The organism is Actinomadura sp. B10D3, from assembly GCF_039871695.1.
In the GTDB taxonomy this organism is placed as follows: domain Bacteria; phylum Actinomycetota; class Actinomycetes; order Streptosporangiales; family Streptosporangiaceae; genus Spirillospora; species Spirillospora madurae.
In genome coordinates, this window is the sequence record NZ_JBDPLY010000011.1 from 1 (window position 1) to 21,263 (window position 21,263).

Below are 21,263 nucleotides of genomic sequence, written 5' to 3' on the forward strand. Positions count from 1 at the left end.
CTGGCGCTTCGGCGGCTCCTCGGGCGTCACCATGCCGGGCTCGTTGACCGTCGGCACGCCCTCCTCGCGCATCGCCGCGGCCTGCGCCGGCGGCTCGGACACCGGGGTCGCCACCCCGCCCGAGCCCCCACTGTCGACCGAGGCGTCCACCGAGGCGTCCACCGCGATGATCGGCACGCCGACGTCCACGGTCTGGCCCTCGGTGACCAGGAGCTCGGACACCACGCCCTCGAACGGGCACGGCAGCTCCACGATCGCCTTCGCCGTCTCGATCTCCACGATCGTCTGGTTGACCTCGACGGTGTCGCCGGGCTGGACGTGCCACTTGACGATCTCGGCCTCGGTCAGGCCCTCGCCCACGTCCGGCAGTTTGAACAGTTTCGGCTGGCTCACCGGCGTCACCACGCGAAGGTCCGGTCGACCGCGTCCAGGATGCGGTCGAGGTCGGGCAGGTACTGGTCCTCCATGCGCGACGGCGGGTACGGAGTGGAGAACCCGCCGACGCGCAGCACCGGCGACTCCAGCCGGTAGAAGCACCGCTCGGTGATCCGCGCGGCCAGCTCGGCGCCGAAACCGCTGTAGACCGGCGCCTCGTGGACGACGACGCAGCGCCCGGTCCGGTTCACCGAGTCCGTCACGGCGCCGATGTCGAGCGGGTTGAGCGAGCGCAGGTCGATGACCTCCAGCGAGCGCCCCTCCTCGGACGCCGCGGCGGCCGCCTCCAGGCACGTCTTCACCGCCGGCCCGTACGCCAGCACGGTGACGTGCTCGCCCGGCCGGACGACCTTCGCCTCGTGCAGCGGGGCCCAGTCGGTGGAGCCGACACCACCCTCAAGATCGACCTCGGCCTTCTCCCAGTACCGGCGCTTGGGCTCGAAGAAGATCACCGGGTCGGGGGAGGCGATCGACTGCTGGATCATCGCGTACGCGTCCACCGGGTTCGAGCAGGCCACCACCCGCAGGCCGGCGGTGTGCGTGAAGTACGCCTCCGGCGACTCCGAGTGGTGCTCCACCGCGCCGATGCCGCCGCCGCAGGGGATCCGGACGACGACCGGCAGCGACACCTTGCCGAGCGAGCGCATCCGCATCTTCGCGAGCTGCGTGATGATCTGGTCGGCGGCGGGGAACACGAACCCGTCGAACTGGATCTCCACGACCGGCCGGTAGCCGCGCAGCGCCAGCCCGATCGCCGTCCCGACGATCCCGGACTCGGCGAGCGGGGTATCGATGACGCGTTCCTCGCCGAAGTCCTTCTGCAGGCCGTCGGTGATCCGGAAGACGCCGCCGAGCTTGCCGACGTCCTCGCCCATGACGAGGACCTTCGGGTCGTTCTCCATGGCCTTGCGCAGGCCTTCGTTCAACGCCTTGCCGAGGGTCAGGGTGGTCACTTCGCCTCCTCCTCGAACGACGCCAGGTAGGCGGCGAACTGCTCCTGCTCCTCGGTCATCAGCGGATGCCGGTCGGCGTACACGTGGTCGAACATCGACAGCGGCTCCGGGTCGGGCAGCGCCAGGCACGCCTCGCGCAGCTCGCGCGCCATCTGCTTGGCCTCCTCGTCGATCTTGTCGAAGAACGCCGGGTCCGCCAGGTCGCCGCGCACCAGGTACGCCTTGACGCGCTCGATCGGGTCCTTGAGCTTCCAGGCCTCTTCCTCGGCCTTCAGCCGGTAGCGCGTGGGGTCGTCGGTCGTGGTGTGGGCGCCCATCCGGTACGTGAACGCCTCGATGAGCGTCGGGCCCTGGCCCGTCCTGGCGTTCTCCAGGGCCTTCCTGGTCACGGCCAGGCAGGCGAACACATCGTTCCCGTCCACCCGCAGGCCCGGGAAGCCGTAGCCCTGCGCGCGCTTGTAGAGCGGGATCCTCGACTGGCGTTCCAGTGGCTCGGAGATGGCCCACTGGTTGTTCTGGCAGAAGAACACGATCGGCGCGTTGAACACGGACGCGAACACGAACGACTCGTTCACGTCGCCCTGCGACGTCGCGCCGTCACCGAAGTAGGCGATGGTGGCGCCCGCCGACGGTGTGCCGAGGACACCGTCGCGCTGGATGCCCATCGCGTACCCGGTCGCGTGCAGCGTCTGGCTGCCGATCACGATGGTGTAGAGGTGGAACATGTGTTCCGCGGGGTCCCAGCCGCCGTGGTTCACGCCCCGGAACAGGCCGAGCAGCTTCAGCGGCTCGACGTCCCGGCACCAGGCGACACCGTGCTCCCGGTAGGTCGGGAACACCATGTCGTTCTCGGTCAGGGCGCGCCCCGACCCGATCTGCGCCGCCTCCTGCCCCAGCAGGGACGCCCAGATGCCGAGCTCGCCCTGCCGGGTGAGCGCCACGGCCTCCAGGTCGATCTTCCGCACGATCACCAGATCGCGGTACAGGTCGCGGACGTCCTCGGCGCTGAGGTCCAGGGGGTAGTCAGGATGTTCGACGCGCTCCCCTTCGGGGGTGAGCAACTGGACGAGCTCGGGTTGCGCGAGCTCGGGGGTGCCGGGCGCGCCGCGCACGGAGTCGATCGTCATCGATGGACACTCCTCGTTCGGGGCCGTTACGCGGGATCGCCGCGCAGCCGGCCGATGTCAGCGGCCTTGCTCCCCGGTAAGGGACAAAAGCCGCAATCCCATCGTGGCAGACATCACACCCTGTGATGCAAGCCCCGGCATCGAGGTCCCTACCCCGCTCCCGCCCGCTGACGCCGCCGTTCCGGGGGGTCGCCGCCCGCTCCGCGATCACTCGCGGGAGAGCGCCCGGGTCGCGCCGGCCGCGACGGTCAGGCCGAGGAGCAGGCCCGCCGCGACGATGAGGTTGGCGATCCACTGGTAGACGCCCTTCGGGGCGAACTCCATCTCCTGGCCGAGGCTGCCGATGGGCAGGAGCAGGTCGAGCGTGTAGAAGAACGGGTTGAAGTTCGGGTGGTGCCCGTCGTCGAGGACGGCCGGCTTGTGGAGGGAGAAGACGATCGTCCCGAAGGCCAGCAGGCCGACGAGCCAGCTCGCGGCGCGGAACGGGCGGTAGCCGTAGCCGACCAGGGCGTCCTGCAGCCAGCCGACGATCTTGCGGGGGACGCCCTGGGTCCTGCGCCGGTCGCGGGCCTTGGCGAGCAGCACCGAGCGGCCGTCGGCGTCCAGGCCGAGCGAGCGGTACGTCTGCGCGAGCCGCTCGTACGGTTGGGGTGCGTAACCATCGGTGTCGCGGCGCAGCCAGGCGAGGCGCTCGCGGGCGGAGAGCGGCGGTTCGAGCGTCTCGTACTGGAGGCCGTCCAGTTGCAGGCGCTCCGGCCACGAGGCGGCGTCGTCGCGCAGCAGGCTGATCCGGGCGTAGGAGAGGTCGGTGGTGCCCCTGACCGGCTCGGCGGTGCGCAGGAGCAGCTCCTCGGCCTGGACGCGCTGGAGGCTGAGCGCCGTCCCCTGGTCGTGCCGCAGCCGGGCGTCCCGCAGGCTCAGCTGGCCGGTGACCCGCGCGCCGGAGAAGCTGACCGCCCCGGTCGCGGTGAAGCCGTCCGAGCAGTAGATGTCGGTCTCGACGGACAGATCGTCGGCGTTGAGCGCGGTCCGCTGGGGCGCGGCCAGGCGGGCGCCGACGAACGAGAGGTAGCCGCCGACGCGGGCGCCGCGCAGCCGCACCTCGCCCTCGGCGGCGAACCCGCCGTCGCAGAACACGTTCGCGGCCACGTCCAGCCGGCTGGCGTACAGGGCCGCGCCGGACGGGTTGTGCAGCCGGGCGCCCCGGAAGATCAGCTGGCCGCCGACGCGGGCGCCCGGCAGCCGGACCTCGCCGTTGGCCGTGAACCCCTGGTCGCAGTAGACGTTCGCCTCGACCGACAGGCGGTCGGCCAGCAGCGCGTCCCCGCCGGGGTTGGACAGGTGGACGCCCGACATGTTCAGGATGCCGGTGATGTTCGCCCCGTCCAGCCACAGGCCGCCGTTGATGCGGCTGCCCTCCAGCCACAGGTGCCCGTCGACCCGGGTACCGGACGCGATCAGGCCCGGCAGGCGGCAGCGCATCAGGTGGACGCTGCTCATGGTCGCCCAGTACAGGTGCGGCGCCTCGTCGAAGTCGCAGCCGGTGAGCGCCAGCGGGACGCGCACCTCCGCGTGCCCGAGGTTCAGCGAGCCGGTGATGCGCGCCCCGCCGAGCCGGACGGCGGCGACCTGCCCGGGCTCGGCCTCCACGGCGCCGACGAGCAGCGCGACGAGGACCTCCGCCCTGACCACCCGGTCGTGTCCCCAGCGGTCGGACCGCGTGATGTCGTCGAGTGCCTGGTCGCCGGAGGACAGATCGATCGATTCGCCCCTGGGGAAGGCCTCCCAGAGACGGCGCTCCGGCGGGGTCAGGTCATCGATGTTCATCGTGCGGCTCCGGGGGTGCGGATGGGTCCTGCTCGGCAATGGTGCCGTACGCTTCTGGATCGTAAGGAAAAGCGCTGATCAGTGAGGGGGCGACCGTGGCGCGTGTCGTCGTGGACGTCATGCTCAAGCCGGAGATCCTCGACCCGCAGGGCCAGGCGATCGCCCGGAAGCTGCCGCAGATGGGCTACGACGGGGTCGTCGCCGTCCGGCAGGGCAAACGGTTCGAGGTGGAACTGGAGGGGGACGCCGACGAGGCCGCCCTGGAGCAGGTCGGCAAGATCGCCGAGACGCTGCTGGCGAACCCCGTCATCGAGAACTACGAGGTTCACGTTCTGTAACCACCGGCGAGTATGGCGGTTACGCGAGATTCCGCCGGGGAAGTGTTAGCTGCGTCGAGTCATCGAGCACGCTCCGGGGCCGGGGGAACGGTGGGAAGCCCGGGGCAGTGACACGAGGTGTCCGGGTGGAGTTGAGGTTCTCGCTCGCGCTGCCGCGCGACGTGCGGAGCATCCCGGTGGTCCGCCGGGTGGTGGGGGACGCGCTGCGCGGGATGGGCGTCGCCGAGGGCTGCGTCGACGACCTCCTGGTCGCCGTCTCCGAGGCGTGCACCAACGTCGTCCAGCACGTGCGGACGACCGGGGGCTACGAGGTCACGGGGCACGTCCACGCGGGTATGGGTCAGTTCAAAATCACGGACGGGGGCCGCGGGCCACGGCCGGCCCCGGAGGATCGGGGCGTTTTGAGCGAGTCCGGGCGCGGCATTAGGATCATGCGCGCGCTGGTGGACGACCTCGACATCGACTCCGCGCCGGACCGGGGCACCGTCGTTCACCTGCGGAAGCGGCTGACCTGGCGCGACGGGGCACTGATAGGCCGCCTCGACCGCGACCTCATGCACAGCGCCGGGTAGATTGGTACGCGCGCGGGGGGAATGCGACGCGCAGCGGGGTGATCGGCGGAGGAGATCCCGACCGTCCCGGCCGCACCTCATTTCGGAGGAACAGAACAGATGGATGCTGCCCGGGTGGGGATCATCACCTTCCCTGGATCCCTGGACGACAGGGACGCCGCACGCGCCGTGCGGCTCGCCGGCGCCGAACCGGTCGCGCTCTGGCACGCCGACCACGACCTGCAGGGCGTGGACGCGGTCGTCCTGCCCGGCGGGTTCTCCTACGGGGACTACCTGCGGGCCGGAGCGATCGCCCGGTTCGCGCCGCTGATGACCGAACTGACGGCCGCCGCCGACGACGGCCTGCCCGTCCTCGGCATCTGCAACGGCTTCCAGGTGCTGTGCGAGTCGCACCTGCTGCCGGGCGCGCTGCTCCCGAACGCGGGCCTGCACTTCGTCTGCCGCGACCAGCGCCTGCGGGTGGAGAACACCGACACCGCGTGGACCAGCGAGTACACCGAGGGGCAGGAGCTGGTGATCCCGGTGAAGAACCGGGACGGCCGCTACACCGCCGACCGGGAGACCCTGATCGAGCTGGCCGACTCCGGCCGGATCGTCGCCCGGTACCTCGACCTGAACCCGAACGGCTCCCTCGACGACATCGCCGGGATCTGCAACGAGGCCGGCAACGTGGTCGGGCTCATGCCCCATCCCGAGCACGCCGTGGAATCCCTCACAGGGCCTTCCACTGACGGTCTCGGGTTCTTTGCTTCGGTAGTTAAGAGATTGGTCAACGCATGAGCACGGCGGGCCAGGGGGTGTGGGGGATCGTCCCCCACAAGGAGGACGCATGAGTGAGCAGAGGCCCCATGGTTCGGGGCGGGCGACCCGGGACAGTGACGAGCCGTCGATGGAGTGGCTCGGCGAGCTCAAGTCCGACGCCGACGACCCTGAGCTCCAGCCCGTCAACCCCGCGGTGACGCAGGGTTTCAAGGCCATCGTCGACGAGGACATGCCCGTCGTCCGGCCGTCCCGGCAGGAGCCTCCGGCCGAGCGCTCGCCGGGGCCCTTCACCGGGCCCATTCCGGTGCTGGACGGCGAGCAGTCGGCGTCGGACGTCCCGTCGGTGCCCGCTCCGGGCCCCGAGCAGGAGTTCGCGCGTGCGCTGGAGGAGGAACGCGCCGCCAGTGACCCGAACGTCACCGCGGCGGACCCCTCGCTGACCGTGCCCGACCTGAGCGGTTTCGCCGCTCCGCTGCCTCCGTCCGACTCCGGACCGCAGGCTCCGGTCGCGCCGGGCACCGGCCCGCAGCCCGCCGTCGGCACGGGCACCGGTCCGCAGCCTGCGGTCGGTACTGGGACGGGCCCTCAGCCTGCGGTCGGCCCAGGGACGGGCCCCCAGCCTAGGGTCGGCTCCGGCACGGGCCCGCAGCCCACCGTGGGTTCCGGAACCGGTCCGCAGCCCGCTGTCGGGACCGGTACGGGTCCGCAGCCCGCCGTCGGCCCCGGTACCGGCCCTCAGCCCGTCGTCGGCTCCGGGACGGGTCCGCAGCCCGCCGTGGGGCCCGGCGGCCCGGGGACGGGCCCGCAGCCGCTCGTCGACCTGAACACGGGTCCGCTGGTCCGGTTCGGCGCCGAGGGCCCCGGTACGGGCCCGCAGCCTCCGGTCGGCCCCGGCACCGGCCCCCAGCCTTCCGTAGGCCCTGGGACGGGTCCGCAGCCCGCTGTGGGCGCCGGGACGGGCCCGCAGCCCGCCATTGGACGCGGTACCGGCCCGCAGCCCGCCGTGGGCGCGGGGACGGGGCCGCAGCCGGCCATTGGACGCGGTACCGGCCCGCAGCCCGCTGTGGGCGCGGGGACGGGGCCGCAGCCGGCCATCGGACGGGGCACCGGCCCGCAGCCCGCGATCGGGCCCGCCGACCACGGCACGGACACGGTCGCCATCGCCGCCGCGTCCCCCGACCGTCCGCAGCCGTACGCCGAGCTGGGGATGAACGACGAGGAGTACCAGCGCGTCCGGCACATCCTGGGGCGCCGCCCCACGTCGGCCGAGCTGGCGATCTACTCGGTCATGTGGAGCGAGCACTGCTCCTACAAGAGCTCCAAGGTGCACCTGCGCCAGTTCGGCGAGAAGGCCCCGAAGACCGACAAGCTCCTGGTCGGCATGGGGGAGAACGCCGGGGTCGTGGACATCGGCCAGGGCTGGGCGGTCACCTTCAAGGTGGAGTCGCACAACCACCCGTCCTACGTCGAGCCGTACCAGGGCGCCGCGACCGGCGTCGGCGGGATCGTCCGCGACATCATGTCGATGGGCGCGCGGCCGATCGCCGTCATGGACTCCCTCCGGTTCGGCCCGGCGGACGCCCCCGACACCCAGCGCGTCCTGCCGGGCGTGGTGGCGGGCGTGGGCGGCTACGGCAACTCGCTGGGCCTGCCCAACATCGGCGGCGAGACGGTCTTCGACGCCTGCTACGAGCAGAACCCGCTCGTCAACGCGCTGTGCGTCGGCGTGATGAAGCACGAGGACATCAAGCGCGCCGTGGCCCCCGGCCCCGGCAACCAGGTGATCCTGTTCGGCGCCCTCACCGGCCCGGACGGCATCGGCGGCGCGTCCGTCCTCGCCTCGGCGACGTTCGACGAGGAGTCGCACCAGAAGCGGCCGTCGGTCCAGGTCGGCGACCCGTTCATGGAGAAGCTGCTCATCGAGTGCTGCCTGGAGCTGTTCCGCGAGGACCTCGTGGTCGGCATCCAGGACCTCGGCGCGGCCGGCGTGTCCTGCGCGACGACGGAGCTGGCCGCGGCCGGCACCGGCGGCATGCACGTCGACCTCGACGCCGTCCCGCTCCGCGACGAGACGCTCCTCCCCGAGGAGATCCTCATGAGCGAGTCGCAGGAGCGGATGATGGCGGTGGTGGAGCCCGCCAAGGTCGAGCGCTTCATGGAGATCTGCGCCCGCTGGGAGATCCCCGCGACCGTCATCGGCACGGTCACCGACACCCGCCGCCTGGTCATGACGTGGCGGGGCGAGACGATCGTCGACATCCCGCCGGTCACGGCCGCCGACGAGGGCCCGGTCTACAACCGGCCGCTGGAGCCGCCGAAGGACCTCGGCGCGCTGCAGTCCGACACTCCCGGGCGGCTCACCCGCCCGTCCAACGGCGACGAGCTGCGCCGGACGGTCCTGTGGCTGGCCGGTGCGCCGAACCTCGCCAGCAAGACGTGGGTGACGTCGCAGTACGACCGGTACGTCCTCGGCAACACCGTCATGGCCATGCCGGAGAACGCGGGCGTGGTGCGCGTCGACGACGAGTCCGGCCTGGGCATCGCGCTGTCCCTGGACGGCAACGGCCGCTACACGCGGCTCGACCCGTACTCGGGCGCGCAGCTCGCGCTGTCGGAGGCGTACCGCAACGTCGCCGCGACCGGTGCGCGGCCGCTCGCCGTCACCAACTGCCTCAACTTCGGCTCCCCGGAGGACCCGGGCGTCATGTGGCAGTTCGCGCGCGCCGTGGAGGGCCTCGCGGACGGCTGCCAGTACCTCGGCATCCCGGTGACGGGCGGCAACGTCAGCTTCTACAACCAGACGGGCGACACCCCGATCAACCCGACCCCGGTGATCGGAGTCCTCGGCGTCCACGACGACGTGCGCCGCCGGGTGAACATGTCGCTGACGTCCGACGGCGCCACGCTCGCGCTGCTCGGCGAGACCCGCGAGGAGTTCGGCGGCTCCGAATGGGCGCACGTCGTCTACGGCCACCTGGGCGGCCTCCCGCCGCTGGTGGACCTGAAGGCGGAGGCCGCGCTCGCGTCGGTGATGGTCGCCGCCATCCGGGACGGCCTGGTCACCGCGGTGCACGACCTGTCCGACGGCGGGCTGTCGCAGACGCTGGTGGAGTCGTGCCTGCGCGGCGGCCTCGGCGCCCGCATCACCCTGCCGGGCGACCCGTTCGTCACGCTGTTCAGCGAGTCGGTGGCCCGCGCGATGGTGGCGGTCCGTCCGGGCGCCGAGGCGCGCCTGGCGGCCCTCTGCGAGTCGGCGGGCGTCCCGGTCACCCAACTGGGCATGGCGGGCGGCGACGCGCTGAACGTGACGGGACGCGGCGCGGACGGCGACCAGCAGGAGCTGTTCAGCATCCCGCTGTCCGAGCTGCGCGAGGCGCACGAGCGGATGCTTCCCAGCTACGCCGACTGACCGGCGCCTCCTCGGGCTACGATCCCTCATCAGGGATCTTGAGGAGGCGCACCGGATGCCGCACGCAGTGGCCGCCCGCTTTCAGGAGCTGGCGAGGATCTCGGACGGCCGGATAGAGCTACTACCGGCCGTCCCGGACGACGCGATGTCTCCGTGGGCGATTTCCGTCCCCGAAGACGTCCGCGCCTTGTTCGGGGCCGTCGGCGGCTTCAGGATCGGCGACCGGTACGTCTTCGACTTCAACCAGCCCGACAATCACGTCCCGGTGGTGAACGAGAGCTGGCCGCTGGGCGCCGATTCCTCCACCTACTGGCTTCTGCACAGCGACGGTTCCGCGACGACGTACTACGTGGACGTGGAGGACGGTTCCTGGGGCCGGGTCTTCAGTTTCTGGGAGGAGCCCTACGCTCGCCTGGTGGCTCCGAGCCTGCTGAGCTGGGCGGACAACCTGGCATCGGGCCTGGAGGCCGCCCTGCGCGCCGATGGCGACCTGGGGAAGGCGTTCAGCGACTGGTTCTTCGGCGACGAGGAATCGCTGTCCCGCCACCCCGAGAACGCCGTCCAACCGGTGCCGGCCGCCACGGCGCGCACGTCCGACGACCCGGAAATCGCGGCGGCCGCGGCCGACCTCCCCGACGACGCCTACCTGGCGGATCTCCGCACGGCCGCCTATCCCACGGAGATCCCCTTCGCGTCCGTCATCCCGTACGGCGATGAAGTGACGTACGCCCGCTCCGCGAACGGCCGTTTCCTGACCGCCACGATAATCCCCGACCCGTAGAACCCGGAGCGCAGATGATCACCCCCGCCGAGCATTGGGTCTACAAGGACAGCAAGGGAATCGCGCTCGAACGGGGACACAAGCGCGGAGATCTGTCGTGGCAGGCCTTCGAACGGGTGACCGCCCGATCCGTCATCGGCGCGCTCGGTGAACTGTCACGCGACCTGGCGCGCCCCCTGGAATTCGGGATCACCCGGCTGGTCGTGGAAGAGATCGACGGCATCCCCGGCATCGGCGGCCACGTCCCGGCCCGCTGGAACTGGTACCTGACGTCTCCGGACACGCCCTCGTACGCGCACTCCGCCTACGTCGACTCTGTGGAGGCGGAGGCCGAGACGATCGACGAGGCGAGCATGTTCGAGCTGGCCGCCCGCGCGCTCGACGACCCCGACGATGTCTCCGACGGCCAGTGGGTCGAATGGCAGGAGATGTACGTCCACGACACCATGGCCCGCGTGCCGCTGCAGGCGGATCACCTGGTGGTCGACGACCACGACAACCGCAATGCCGACGTCCACATCCCGCTGATACCCGTGGACGACGGCACGCTGTGGGCCCACCGGGCCGACATGGTCACCTGGCCGCCGTTCTCCATGCAGGCGTACAACCACACGGGGCACCTCGACCACGGAGACTTCGACACCTTCACCCAGCTCATCATCAGCGTCGGCTGGTCGCTCTGGTGGGAAAAGGAAGCCCCGGGCCGCGCGATCCTCGACCGCGCCCTCGACCGCCTCCAAGCCCAAGGCTGGACGCCCACCTAACAGCCGTTCACCATCGCTCCCAGTGCAGGACCTGGTCGCGCGGGATACGAGGCGCGGGTTTGAAATCGGTGCCGATCGTATAGGCGAGCGGAATGAATGCCGCGAGCATCACCTCGTCGTAGGGGACGCCCAGCGCAGCGGCGAGTTCGCGTTCGAGGAGCTTGTGCGGTGGTCCAGGTGGTGCCGAGGCCCCGGGCGCGTGCGGTGAGCATGACGCCGCCTCTGGTCGGAGGGCGGTCCGGCCAGAAGACCGAGTTCTGAACCTGCCAAGATCACGACCAGCGAGATCGTCCCGCCCGACTCCATTGGCCTGGGACTCGTCCCCTCGGTGGCTCTCAACGTCTCGTACCTGATCGTGGCCCCGACTGCCCCCGATGTGCATCCGTCTCAGACGAAGAATCCCGGCGGAGAGACGGCCTGAGCCGCTCCCGCCGGGATCATATTGTGAGAGTTCAGCTTATGCCGAACGCCTGTTCAGGGCGTCGGAGGCTGGATCGGCCGCGGAGGCGTCGGTCCGTCGCCACCTCCGGGGCGGGGGCCGGCCGGTCCCTGCGGGCTGGGCCCAGGGCGGCCATGAGGTCCTCGAGGCGCCATGATTCGGTCCTTCCGTCTTGGTTGAGCGACCTTGCGGTCGCTGGTCGGGAAGAACCGTCCACGATTCGTCATCGTGATCAAGTCCACGATCGTTGCGATCGCGGAAGCCGACCCGGCGGAGCTTCGAGAGAGCGAAGCCTCCGGCTCCGCCTGTGGAGTACACGCCCCGCAGTCGCGCAAGCTGATCGCCTACCTGGCGAAATACCTGGTCAAGGGCTTTGCCGACCTGCGCGACCGGCTGCGCTACGGCGTGCAGCCTGAGAACCCGCGCAAAGGCATGACTCCAGGCGGGGGTGTGTCGGCGGGTAGCCACGGCGTCCATGCATGTTCGTCCCGTCTCAGGACGGTAGATCCCGAATCGAGTCGCGCGTTCTTGCGCGTGCAACAAATCGGGAGTCATCCAATGACGAAGTTCATGTCCATCCGCAGGGCCGCGTTCAACCGAGGTGTTGTCATCCGTGCTGTCCGTGCCATCGCGGGCGCCGTCATGGCCGTAGTCTGCGTCGCCATCATGAACAACGGCGACCGAGGCGGCATGTTCGACTTCTCGGGCCACGTCGGCCTTGCCATCTGCGCTGTCGCAGGCGGCATCATCGTCACTGTTGTCAGCGGCATCGTCAACGTGGTCGACGGCGTCGACTGCCCGCCTCGTAAGCTCGCCTTGCGGGACGTCGCCGACACAGCGGCCCCCAAAATTCTAGTCGAGATCATTCTGATCGGGATCGGCGTCGGGGGTGTCTGCGGTCTTGCATTCTTCGACCGCATCTTCCCTCACGGTCTCCTCTCCAACTTTTTCGCCGGCGGTTCGTACGGGTTCTGGTGTGCCTGCTCCATGGGCGTGGCGGGCTTTCTCGTAGCCTGGCCTTGGCGCGACCGTTAGTCTGCAAGACGACCTGCAAGGGCCCGGCGGCATGCTGCCGGGCCCTTGTTCTCGCTTCACACCCCGCGCATGCGTCGTAACGTTTGGCTGTTCCCGCTTGGTGGCCTTCTTGTTGGGCAGGGTCTGCAACAGCTGCCCGTCGCTGGACGGCACGCCCTCGGATGCGCGCATGGCGATCGATGACACGTGGGGAGCGATTCCCGGGGAGGAGCTTGTGAGGTGTGGCCCTGGTCGGAGGGCCCTCACGTTTAGAAGACCGAGATGTGGACGTGGTCGTAGTGGTTGGCGGTCACGCCGCCTCGGTTCTCCATCGAGCGCCAGCCGGGGCTGCGCATGTCGTAGATGCGCTGGCGCCAGATGACGTACTTGATGCCGAGGGCGCTCGCGTGGGAGATGGCGTACTCGGCCGCTCGGTCGCCCTGGGCCTTGGCGCTGCCGGACGCCATGACGCCGCCGGTGGTGACCATGAAGTCGCAGGCGTGGCCGCTGGCGTGGTCCTGGGGGTCGCCGGAGAGGCGGACGCAGCCGATCGTGGGAAAGGGGCCCGCCTCCAGGTCGATGGTGTTCTTGACCTTGAGCATGCGGGGGGTGACGCCGCCCAGGCCGACGCTCGGCGACTCCGGCTTGTACTTCTTGACCAAGGCCTGGATCTTCGCCTTGCGGGCCTTGAGGTCCTTGATCTCCTTCTTGAGGTCCGCCATCTTCTGCTGGGCCTGCTTGCGGGCCTGGAGCTGGGCGTCGACGAGCTTCTGGATCTGGGCGACCTTCGCGGCCTTGTTCTGGGCGAGGTGGCTGACCAGGGTGGCGTTGCTGAGGAGGTCGGACGGGTTCGCGTCGGCCAGGAACGTGACGGTCGGGTCCTCGCCGTTCGTCATGTACTGGTTCGCGGCGAGCTGCGCGACGAGGCCGCGGGCCTCCTGGAGGTCGTGCTGGAGGTCGTTGGACTTGTCCAGCGCCTTCTTCGCGGCGTACTCGGCGTCCTTCAGCTTGGCGAGGTCGCCGCCGTACTCCTTGTCGAGCTGCTCGATCTGACGGTTCAGCTTGGCGAACTTGCTGCTGTCGCCCGGGTCGAGGGGAAGGGACGCGGGCGCGGCGCCGGCCGACGGCGTCGCCGTGCCGAGCAGGGGCAGCGCGGCGGCGACGGCCACGAGAGCCGCAGCGGCGCGTCGTCCGCCCCGGCGGCGATCGGTGGGCCGACGGGTGGAGGCGGGGGTCTCCACGTGTTCTCCTCTCGTCATGGCCAAGGGTCAATAGACGTTAAAGAACCGTCTGTGCCTCGCCAAGAGTAAACCCCTGGCGTGCGTGGGACGGCGCGAAGTGCGAGATGCCCGGCTCCTTGCTGGGAGCCGGGCCATCTTACGTGACAGGCCTCACAGCTTGCCCTTGTAGACGAGCCGGTTCGCCTGTTGCTTCAGCCTCTTGAGCGTGTGTGTCGAGTTGTCGTTCAGCCACTTCTGCACCTGCGGGAAGGTGGCCTTCTTGTGGGTGGACAGGTAGAGGGCGGCGACGCCGCTGACGTAGGGGGCCGCCATGGACGTGCCGCTGAGGCCCTTGTGGCCGCCGCCGGGCCAGGTGGAGTAGACGCCGTAGCCGGGTGCGTTGATGTCGACGCACTTGCCCCAGTTGGAGAACGTGGCCCGGTTGTCGTACTTGGTGGTCGCGCCGACGGTCATGACCCACCCCGCGCCGGAGGGCGAGAACCTGCAGGCGTCGGCGTTGTCGTTGCCGGCGGCGACGGACACGAACACGCCGGACTTGGACAGGTTCATCACCGCGGTGTTCAGTGCCGCGGACTTGGGCCCGCCGAGGGACAGGTTCGCGACGGCCGGCTTGGCGGCGTGGGTGCGCAGCCAGTTGACGGCGGCGACCACGTCCGACATCGAGCCCTCGCCCTTGCAGTCCAGGACGCGCAGGGCGCGCAGCTTGACGGACTTGGCGGCGCCGTAGGTCTTGGAGCCGATGATGCCCGCGACGTGGGTGCCGTGTCCGTTGCAGTCCCGCCCGTCGCCGCCGAACCTGCTCGCGGCCCAGGCGACGGAGGCGCGGCCCCCGAAGTCCTTGTGGCCGACGTCCAGGCCCGTGTCGATGACGTAGGCGTTGACGCCGCTTCCGGAGGATTTGTAGTAGTAGCTCTTCGAGAGCTTCGCGGACCGCTGGTCGATGCGGTCGAGCCCCCAGGGAAGCGGTGCGCGCTGGGTCGTGCTGGCCGAGACGACCTGGTCCTGCTCGATCGCGGCGACGCGGCCGTCCCGGCGCAGCTCGGCGAGCTGGTCCTGGCTCAGCCGGGCGGCGAACCCGTTCAGGACGCCGTCGAAGCGCTTGACTCCGGCGGCCCTGACCTTCTTTGCCGCGGCGTCGGGGGACGTTCCGGACTTCAGCGTGACGATGTACTGGCCGGGGACCGGGGTGCCCTCCGCCGCCGTCACCTTCACCAGGGCGGCGGAGTCGTCGGCGAGCACCGGGAGGGTCGCGGCGGCGCCGAGGCAGGTCGCGACCGTGCCGACGAGCAGCAGCCTTCGGTGGACAGCCCGCAAGGCTTCTCCTTCTGCCGGGGGGGACCGCGGTGCGGGCCCTCACATGATCGATGGCCTCGATCGAGGGGAACCTTAGCGGAACTGTCCTGAAATTAGACCAAAAATTGGACGTCTCGCCGGATCAGCCGCGGCGCAGGCGGCCCCCGTAGGCGAGCGCCGTCCCCGGCTTGCTCCACGTGTACTGGAGCGTCCCGTCCGGCTGCCGCGTGATCTGGACGATCCCGGACGTGCACGGCTTGCCGATGTCCAGGTTCATCTTGAGCGCGCTCTCCGTGCCCCTGGTCATCCGCAGGGTGCCGTTGCACTTCTCCCGCGGGTACACGGCGCGTCCGGTCGTCCCGCCGGCCGCGAACGTGATCTCCACGGGGAAGGAGGCGTTGCGGTTGGTGTTGACCAGCGTCCCCTTCCACGTCCCCGCGAACGAGGCCGGGATCGTCGTCACCGGGCGGTTGTTGGACGAGTTGGTGCTGTCCGGCGGAGACCCGTCGTCGCTCTTGAGCTGCGGCCACAGGACCAGCGCGATGATGGCGATCCCGACGCTGACCCCGATGACCAGCGACAGCGCCAGGCCGAGGACGTGGTTGCCGGGCCGCCGCATCCGCATGAAGGACGGCGTCGACGGGGAGCGGTGCCCGCCGCCCTCCCGGCCGTGGCCCAGCCCCGGGATCAGCTGCGGGGACGGCTCGGCCGTGTTCGCGTCGCTCCGCAGGTCGACGGCGTCGAACCGGGCCGTCGAGTCGGCGCCGACCGCGTCGAACGTCGCCGTCCGGTCCGTGCCGCCGGGCTCGGCCTGCGGCTCGGAGCCGAGGGCGCCGAACGTCGCCGTCGCCTCGAAGGCGGACGGGTCGAGATCGGCGGCGGACGGTTCGGCGCCGGGCTCGGAGTTGTAGCGCCGGGAGCGCGAGAGCTTCCCGAACAAGGGGAAGGACGGGGACGCCTCCTCCCGGGGCGGCCCCGGAGGCGTGCTCGGGACCGGGGGAGGCGTGCTGGGGGCGGAGGCGAACGCGGCGGGAGACGGGACGTCAGGGGTGGCGCGCGGGGGCGAGAGGACGGCACGTCCCTCTTCCACCATCCCGAACGGCAGGCGGGTCACGAGCGCACCCTTCGCGTCCAGCAGCTTTGCGAGAAGCTCCTTCGCGGTGGGCCGCTCGGCCGGGTTCTTCGCGAGAGCGCCCGTGAGCGCGTCACGCAGGGACATCGGGACGCCCGACAGGTCCGCGTCCTCGTACATGATCCGCTGCATCACCTCGGACGGGGAGCCCTCCCCGAACGGCGGGCGGCCGGTGGCGGCGAACAGCAGCGTCGACGCCCAGGCGAACACGTCCGTCGCGGGGCCGATGCCCGTGCCGCTCAGCTGCTCGGGGGACCGGTAGGCCGGGTCCTCGGTGATGTGCCCGCTGAAGGAGACGTTCACGGCCTCCATGGCGTGCACGATGCCGAAGTCGCCCATCTTGGGCCCGCTCCGGCTGAGAAGAACGTTCCCAGGCTTCAGGTTGTGATGAACGGCACCCGCCCGGTGGACGGCCGCGAGGGCGATCGCCACGCCGACGGCCACGCGCTCGACGACGACGCCGCCGCGCGGGCCCTCCTCGTTGACGAGCTGCTGGAGCGTCGGGCCGCCGACCCACTCGCTCACCACGTAGGGAAGGTCGTCTTCCACGTCGGCGTCCAGAATCGCCGCCGTGTAGAACCCGGACACCTTCCGGGCGGAGGTGAACGCTTCCGCGAAGCGCGCGCGGGCGACGGGCTCGCCGCTCAGCCGCACGTGCAGGACCTTCACGGCGACGGGCACGCCGGACGGGTCCCTGCCGAGGAAGACGGCGCCCTGCTCGCCGACGCCGAGCCGTCCCGCGATCTCGTACGAGCCGAGTCTGCGCGGGTCACCCGGCTGCAGGGGCAGCGCCTCGGGCATCTGACGAACCTCCGTCTCCCCGGGGACAGCGTCCCCGGCCTCCCCGTCCACTCCACTCCCCCATGCCTGGCACCGGGGTCCTTTCTACCGCCTGCCGGTACCGCGGCGGACCCGGTAGCGTCGTCCGCGATGCCGCGAACACCGCTTTCCCCCGCCGTACTGAACGAGCAGCGCACCGCGCTCGGCCTCCCGCCGTACACCGGCACGGACGAGCCCGGCGACCTGCGCCGCGCGGCCCTGGACACGGTCGTCGCCGGACTCGGGGCGGGAGGCGCCGAGCCGTCCCGGCCGATCGTCAAGGGAGCGGTGCGGTACCTGCTCGACCGGCTTGCCGAGCTGGCCCCCGGACGATCGGTGGAGGTGAGGGTGCCACCTCACGCCGCCGTTCAGTGCATCGACGGCCCGCACCATACCCGGGGTACGCCACCGAATGTGGTGGAGATGGACGCCGCCACATGGATCGCCTTGGCCACCGGGCGGCTGGCCTGGGCGGACGCGGTCGCCGATGGACGGGTCCGGGCGAGCGGCGCGCGCGCGGACCTGACGGAGTACCTTCCCATACCTCTCGACTGAGCGGCACGGCGGGCATAGCCTCCGCCCTACCGGAGGTGGTCCCGTGCTGATCGCTCACTGGACGTTCGACCCCGACACCGTGGACGGCCGAACGGTCGCCGTCGCGGCGGGCGCCGCCCCGGCCGCCGAGCTCGGCGGCCGGGCCCGGATCGTCCCCGCGCGGGACGGGACGGCGCTGTCGCTCGCCGGGGACGACCGCGTGGTGATCCCGGCCGCGCCCCAGCTCGTCTTCAGCCAGATCTTCGGGTTCAGCGTGGCCTTCTTCGTCCAGGTCACCGAGGAGCCGACCGGTGAATGGCGCAGCCTCCTCTACAAGCCGGTCGCCGAGAACGACGCGCGGGGCCTCGGCCTCTGGCTGTACCCGGACGCGATGAGGCTGCGCGTCCAGCTCTTCACCATCAAGGGCCCGGACTTCGTCGACAGCCGCAGCAGGCTGACCGTGGGCGAGTGGGCGCACGTGGCGTTCGTCGTGGACGCCGCCGGCATGTACGTCTACATCGACGGCAGGCAGGACGCGTCCCTCCCGCTGGAGCATCCCGTCGTCACACCGGCCGGCCCCATCTACCTGGGCCGCGAACCCACCAAGCCGGGTTTCGGCGGTCTCATGGACGATCTGCGCGTGTACGCCTCCGCCCTGGACGGGGAGGCCGTCCGCGCACTCGCGGACCCGGCGGGCTAGGGGTTCGCCTGGGCGAACGGGAACTCGCGTTCGACGCAGCCTCGGCGTGACAGGTCGTCCGGGTACCGCGCCTCGTCCCCGCACTGGGCGGCCTTGCTGAGCAGCCAGGAGAGCGCCAGGGCACCGATGACGACGGCGAGGCCCGAACAGACGACCCCCACGAGAGCGGGGCGCCGGTCAGGATCACGCCGGACCAGAGAGACCGTGCCCAGGATGAGGCCGACGATGGCCGGCACCAGACCGGCGAAGCATGCGGCGAGACCGACCAGGCCCACGATTCCGAGGACCTGTGAGGCCCGCGCCAGCGTGCTCTTCCTGGGCGGTGCAGGGGGCGAGTACATCCGGTACCCGGGCAGCGTCATGCATTTCCTCCACGTGTCCGTCCTCAGAGTCCCCCGCACCGTGTGATGCCCATGGTTCGCAGGGGTAAAGGTCCGTTAAGGAGATGCCACCGATCGGAGCAGGTGAACCCGCCATCTAGACTGGCCAACGTGCCTCTCCGTGACGGACGTCTGAGCCACGACATCGATCCCACTGACCGCGCTCCGCAGGACGCCTGCGGGGTCTTCGGCGTCTGGGTCCCCGCCGACCAGGCGGCCAGGGCCGAAGTGAGCAAGCTCACCTACTACGGCCTCTACGCGCTGCAGCACCGCGGGCAGGAGTCGGCGGGCATCGCCGTGAGCGACGGCTCCCGCATCGTCGTGTTCAAGGACATGGGCCTCGTCGCCCAGGTCTTCGACGAGTCGGTGCTGAACACCCTGCGCGGCCACATCGCCGTCGGCCACTGCCGGTACTCCACGACGGGCTCGCCGACGTGGGAGAACGCGCAGCCCACGTTCCGGTCGACGGACGCGGGCGGGCTCGCGCTCGTCCACAACGGCAACCTGATCAACACGCAGGAGCTTGCGGCACGGCTGGAGCCCGGCGTGCTGACCGCGACGAGCGACACCGAGGTTCTGACGGCGCTGCTCGCCGACCAGGGTGAGGGCGGGCCGCTGGCGGCGGCGCGGGAGATCCTCCCGGCCACCCGCGGCGCGTACTCCCTGGTCTTCATGGACGAGGGGACGCTGTACGCCGCCCGCGACCCCGAGGGCGTCCGGCCGCTCGTCCTCGGCGCCCTGGAGGACCGCGGCTGGGTGGTGGCGTCCGAGACGGCCGGTCTCGACATCGTCGGCGCCCGGTTCGTCCGGGAGATCGAGCCGGGCGAGATGGTCGCGATCGACGGCGCCGGCGTGCGGTCCGAGCGGTTCGCCGAGGCGCGGCCGAAGGGCTGCCTGTTCGAGTACGTCTACCTCGCTCGGCCCGACACCACGATCGCCGGGCGCAGCGTCCAGGCGACCCGCGTCGAGGTCGGGCGGCGGCTGGCCCGAGAGCACCCGGTCGAGGCCGACATGGTCATCCCGACGCCCGAGTCGGGCACCCCGGCCGCGATCGGCTACGCCGAGGCGTCCGGCATCCCCTACGGCCAGGGGCTGGTGAAGAACTCCTATGTCGGCCGGACGTTCATCCAGCCGTCCCAGACGATCCGCCAGCTCGGCATCCGGCTGAAGCTGAACCCGCTGCGCGAGGCGATCGAGGGCAGGCGGCTGGTCGTGGTGGACGACTCGATCGTGCGCGGCAACACCCAGCGCGCGATCGTGGCGATGCTGCGGGACGCGGGTGCCGCCGAGGTGCACGTGCGCATCTCCAGCCCGCCCGTCTCCTGGCCGTGCTTCTACGGCATCGACTTCGCGACCCGCGCCGAGCTGATCGCCGGGCACCTGTCGGTCGAGGAGATCCGCGACTCCATCGGCGCCGACAGCCTCGGCTACATCTCGCTGGACGAGCTGATCTCCGCCTCGCACATCGCGAAGGACCGCCTGTGCCGGGCGTGCTTCGACGGTGAGTACCCCATCCCGGTGGACGAGAACGCCCGCGGCAAGCATCTGCTGGAGGTCACCCGATGACGGAACGCCGGACGGCCTCCTACGAGGCCGCGGGCGTCGACATCGCGGCGGGCGAGCGCGCCGTCGAGCTGATGAAGTCCCGGGTGGCGCGTTCCAGGCGCCCGGAGGTCGTCGACGACGTCAGCGGGTTCGCGGGCCTCTTCGACGCGTCGGCGTTCCTGCGCTACAAGCGGCCCCTGCTCGCGACGTCCACGGACGGTGTCGGCACCAAGGTCGACCTGGCCCGGCGCCTCGGCGTCTACGACACGATCGGGCACGACCTGGTCGGCATGGTCGTCGACGATCTGGCCGTGTGCGGCGCGGAACCGCTCTTCATGACCGACTACATCGCCTGCGGGAAGGTCGTCCCGGAACGCATCGCCGACATCGTCGGCGGTGTGGCGGACGCCTGCGCCCTGGCCGGATGCGCTCTCGTCGGCGGGGAGACCGCCGAGCACCCCGGCCTGCTGGAGCCGGACGAGTTCGACCTGGCGGGCGCCGGGACGGGGGTCGTCGAGGCCGACGAGGTCCTCGGACCGGAGCGGGTCCAGGTGGGCGACGCGGTCATCGCCATGGCGTCGTCCGGGATCCACTCGAACGGGTACTCGCTCGTCCGGCACATCCTGGCGACGACGGATCTGACCCTGGAGTCCCGGCCGTCCGAGCTCGGCCGCTCGCTGGGTGAGGAACTTCTCACACCGACGCGCATCTACGCCAAGGACTGCCTGGCCCTCTCGCGAGAGGGCGGGGTGCGCGCGTTCGCGCACATCACGGGCGGCGGGCTCGCGGCGAACCTGGCCCGCTCGCTGCCCCCGACCGCGGACGCCGTCCTGGACCGGGCCTCCTGGGAGGTCCCGGCGGTGTTCCGCGTGCTCCAGGCGCGCGGGGGCGTGCCCCAGGCCGAGATGGACAAGACGTTCAACCTCGGCGTCGGGATGGCCGCGATCGTCGCACCGGACGCCGCCGGCGCCGCGCTGCGGCTGCTGGCCTCGCGCGGCATGCCGTCGTGGCGGCTCGGCGAGATCACCGAAGGCACCGGGACGGCCCGCCTCGCGTGACGGCCCGCCTCGCGTGACGGGCTGCCCGAGTGGCGGAGCTGCCGGAGTGACGGAGCCGCCCGTACGACGGGCTGAGCCGCCCGCTGAACGCCTCACGCCCCCCAGAGGTCACACGGGGACCGTGAACCTCCGAAATCGTG

19 protein-coding genes are annotated in these 21,263 nt (G+C 71.0%); 11 read left to right on the top strand and 8 right to left on the bottom strand.

Going from position 1 to position 21,263, the window contains the following annotated elements; genetic code table 11:
• The 4 genes from ABGB11_RS17955 to ABGB11_RS17970 form a co-directional block, all read right to left on the bottom strand.
• A partial coding sequence (locus tag ABGB11_RS17955; RefSeq protein ID WP_347634117.1) for a biotin/lipoyl-containing protein occupies positions 1–393 on the bottom strand: 393 nt, incomplete at its 3' end.
• Positions 394–398: 5 nt separating this feature from the next.
• Entirely contained in the window at positions 399–1,388 is a 990-nt protein-coding gene (locus tag ABGB11_RS17960) for an alpha-ketoacid dehydrogenase subunit beta (protein ID WP_347634119.1), read from the bottom strand.
• Positions 1,385–2,515, bottom strand: a complete 1,131-nt coding sequence (gene pdhA, locus ABGB11_RS17965; protein ID WP_347634121.1) for a pyruvate dehydrogenase (acetyl-transferring) E1 component subunit alpha — start codon at positions 2,513–2,515, stop codon at positions 1,385–1,387. The genes ABGB11_RS17960 and pdhA overlap by 4 nt, the downstream gene beginning before the upstream one ends.
• A gap of 207 nt (positions 2,516–2,722) precedes the next feature.
• A complete protein-coding gene (locus tag ABGB11_RS17970) occupies positions 2,723–4,342 on the bottom strand; it encodes a hypothetical protein (protein WP_347634123.1) in 1,620 nt (539 codons plus the stop codon).
• Positions 4,343–4,437: 95 nt separating this feature from the next.
• Here ABGB11_RS17970 and purS point away from each other — a divergent pair, with 95 nt between their 5' ends.
• The 7 genes from purS (at position 4,438) to ABGB11_RS18005 (ending at position 12,442) form a co-directional block, all read left to right on the top strand.
• The gene (purS, locus tag ABGB11_RS17975; RefSeq protein ID WP_021599207.1) at positions 4,438–4,680 is read left to right on the top strand and encodes a phosphoribosylformylglycinamidine synthase subunit PurS; all 243 of its coding nucleotides are present in this window, start codon (positions 4,438–4,440) and stop codon (positions 4,678–4,680) included.
• A 125-nt stretch (positions 4,681–4,805) separates the two neighbouring features.
• Positions 4,806–5,252: an ATP-binding protein gene (locus ABGB11_RS17980; RefSeq protein WP_347634126.1), complete on the top strand. Its 447-nt coding sequence runs from the start codon at positions 4,806–4,808 to the stop codon at positions 5,250–5,252.
• Positions 5,253–5,351: 99 nt separating this feature from the next.
• Positions 5,352–6,032, top strand: coding sequence for a phosphoribosylformylglycinamidine synthase subunit PurQ (gene purQ, locus ABGB11_RS17985; protein ID WP_347634128.1), 681 nt, complete (start codon positions 5,352–5,354; stop codon positions 6,030–6,032).
• Between the two features lie 1,105 nt (positions 6,033–7,137).
• A complete protein-coding gene (purL, locus tag ABGB11_RS17990) occupies positions 7,138–9,423 on the top strand; it encodes a phosphoribosylformylglycinamidine synthase subunit PurL (RefSeq protein WP_347634523.1) in 2,286 nt (761 codons plus the stop codon).
• Positions 9,424–9,478: 55 nt separating this feature from the next.
• The gene (locus tag ABGB11_RS17995; protein ID WP_347634130.1) at positions 9,479–10,204 is read left to right on the top strand and encodes a hypothetical protein; all 726 of its coding nucleotides are present in this window, start codon (positions 9,479–9,481) and stop codon (positions 10,202–10,204) included.
• A gap of 14 nt (positions 10,205–10,218) precedes the next feature.
• The gene (locus tag ABGB11_RS18000; protein WP_347634132.1) at positions 10,219–10,968 is read left to right on the top strand and encodes a hypothetical protein; all 750 of its coding nucleotides are present in this window, start codon (positions 10,219–10,221) and stop codon (positions 10,966–10,968) included.
• A 667-nt stretch (positions 10,969–11,635) separates the two neighbouring features.
• A complete protein-coding gene (locus ABGB11_RS18005) occupies positions 11,636–12,442 on the top strand; it encodes a hypothetical protein (protein WP_347634134.1) in 807 nt (268 codons plus the stop codon).
• 248 nt (positions 12,443–12,690) lie between these two features.
• Here the strand turns inward: ABGB11_RS18005 and ABGB11_RS18010 are convergent, their stop codons facing one another.
• From ABGB11_RS18010 to ABGB11_RS18020, 3 genes are all read right to left on the bottom strand, one after another.
• On the bottom strand, positions 12,691–13,662 hold the full coding sequence (locus ABGB11_RS18010; protein ID WP_347634136.1) for a hypothetical protein: 972 nt from the start codon (positions 13,660–13,662) through the stop codon (positions 12,691–12,693).
• Positions 13,663–13,812: 150 nt separating this feature from the next.
• On the bottom strand, positions 13,813–14,976 hold the full coding sequence (locus ABGB11_RS18015; protein WP_347634138.1) for a S8 family peptidase: 1,164 nt from the start codon (positions 14,974–14,976) through the stop codon (positions 13,813–13,815).
• A gap of 121 nt (positions 14,977–15,097) precedes the next feature.
• On the bottom strand, positions 15,098–16,888 hold the full coding sequence (locus tag ABGB11_RS18020; protein WP_347634140.1) for a serine/threonine-protein kinase: 1,791 nt from the start codon (positions 16,886–16,888) through the stop codon (positions 15,098–15,100).
• Positions 16,889–17,017: 129 nt separating this feature from the next.
• On the opposite strand from ABGB11_RS18020, the gene ABGB11_RS18025 reads away from it, so the two are divergent.
• Positions 17,018–17,461, top strand: a complete 444-nt coding sequence (locus tag ABGB11_RS18025; protein WP_347634142.1) for a sterol carrier family protein — start codon at positions 17,018–17,020, stop codon at positions 17,459–17,461.
• A gap of 43 nt (positions 17,462–17,504) precedes the next feature.
• A complete protein-coding gene (locus ABGB11_RS18030; RefSeq protein WP_347634144.1) occupies positions 17,505–18,140 on the top strand; it encodes a LamG domain-containing protein in 636 nt (211 codons plus the stop codon).
• Here ABGB11_RS18030 and ABGB11_RS18035 read toward each other — a convergent pair.
• Positions 18,137–18,502: a DUF4190 domain-containing protein gene (locus ABGB11_RS18035; protein WP_347634146.1), complete on the bottom strand. Its 366-nt coding sequence runs from the start codon at positions 18,500–18,502 to the stop codon at positions 18,137–18,139. The genes ABGB11_RS18030 and ABGB11_RS18035 overlap by 4 nt on opposite strands.
• Positions 18,503–18,631: 129 nt before the next feature.
• On the opposite strand from ABGB11_RS18035, the gene purF reads away from it, so the two are divergent.
• Positions 18,632–20,086: an amidophosphoribosyltransferase gene (purF, locus tag ABGB11_RS18040; protein WP_347634148.1), complete on the top strand. Its 1,455-nt coding sequence runs from the start codon at positions 18,632–18,634 to the stop codon at positions 20,084–20,086.
• Positions 20,083–21,123 (top strand): phosphoribosylformylglycinamidine cyclo-ligase, encoded by a 1,041-nt coding sequence (gene purM, locus ABGB11_RS18045; protein WP_347634150.1) that lies wholly within the window; start codon positions 20,083–20,085, stop codon positions 21,121–21,123. The genes purF and purM overlap by 4 nt, the downstream gene beginning before the upstream one ends.
• Positions 21,124–21,263: the final 140 nt, after the last annotated feature.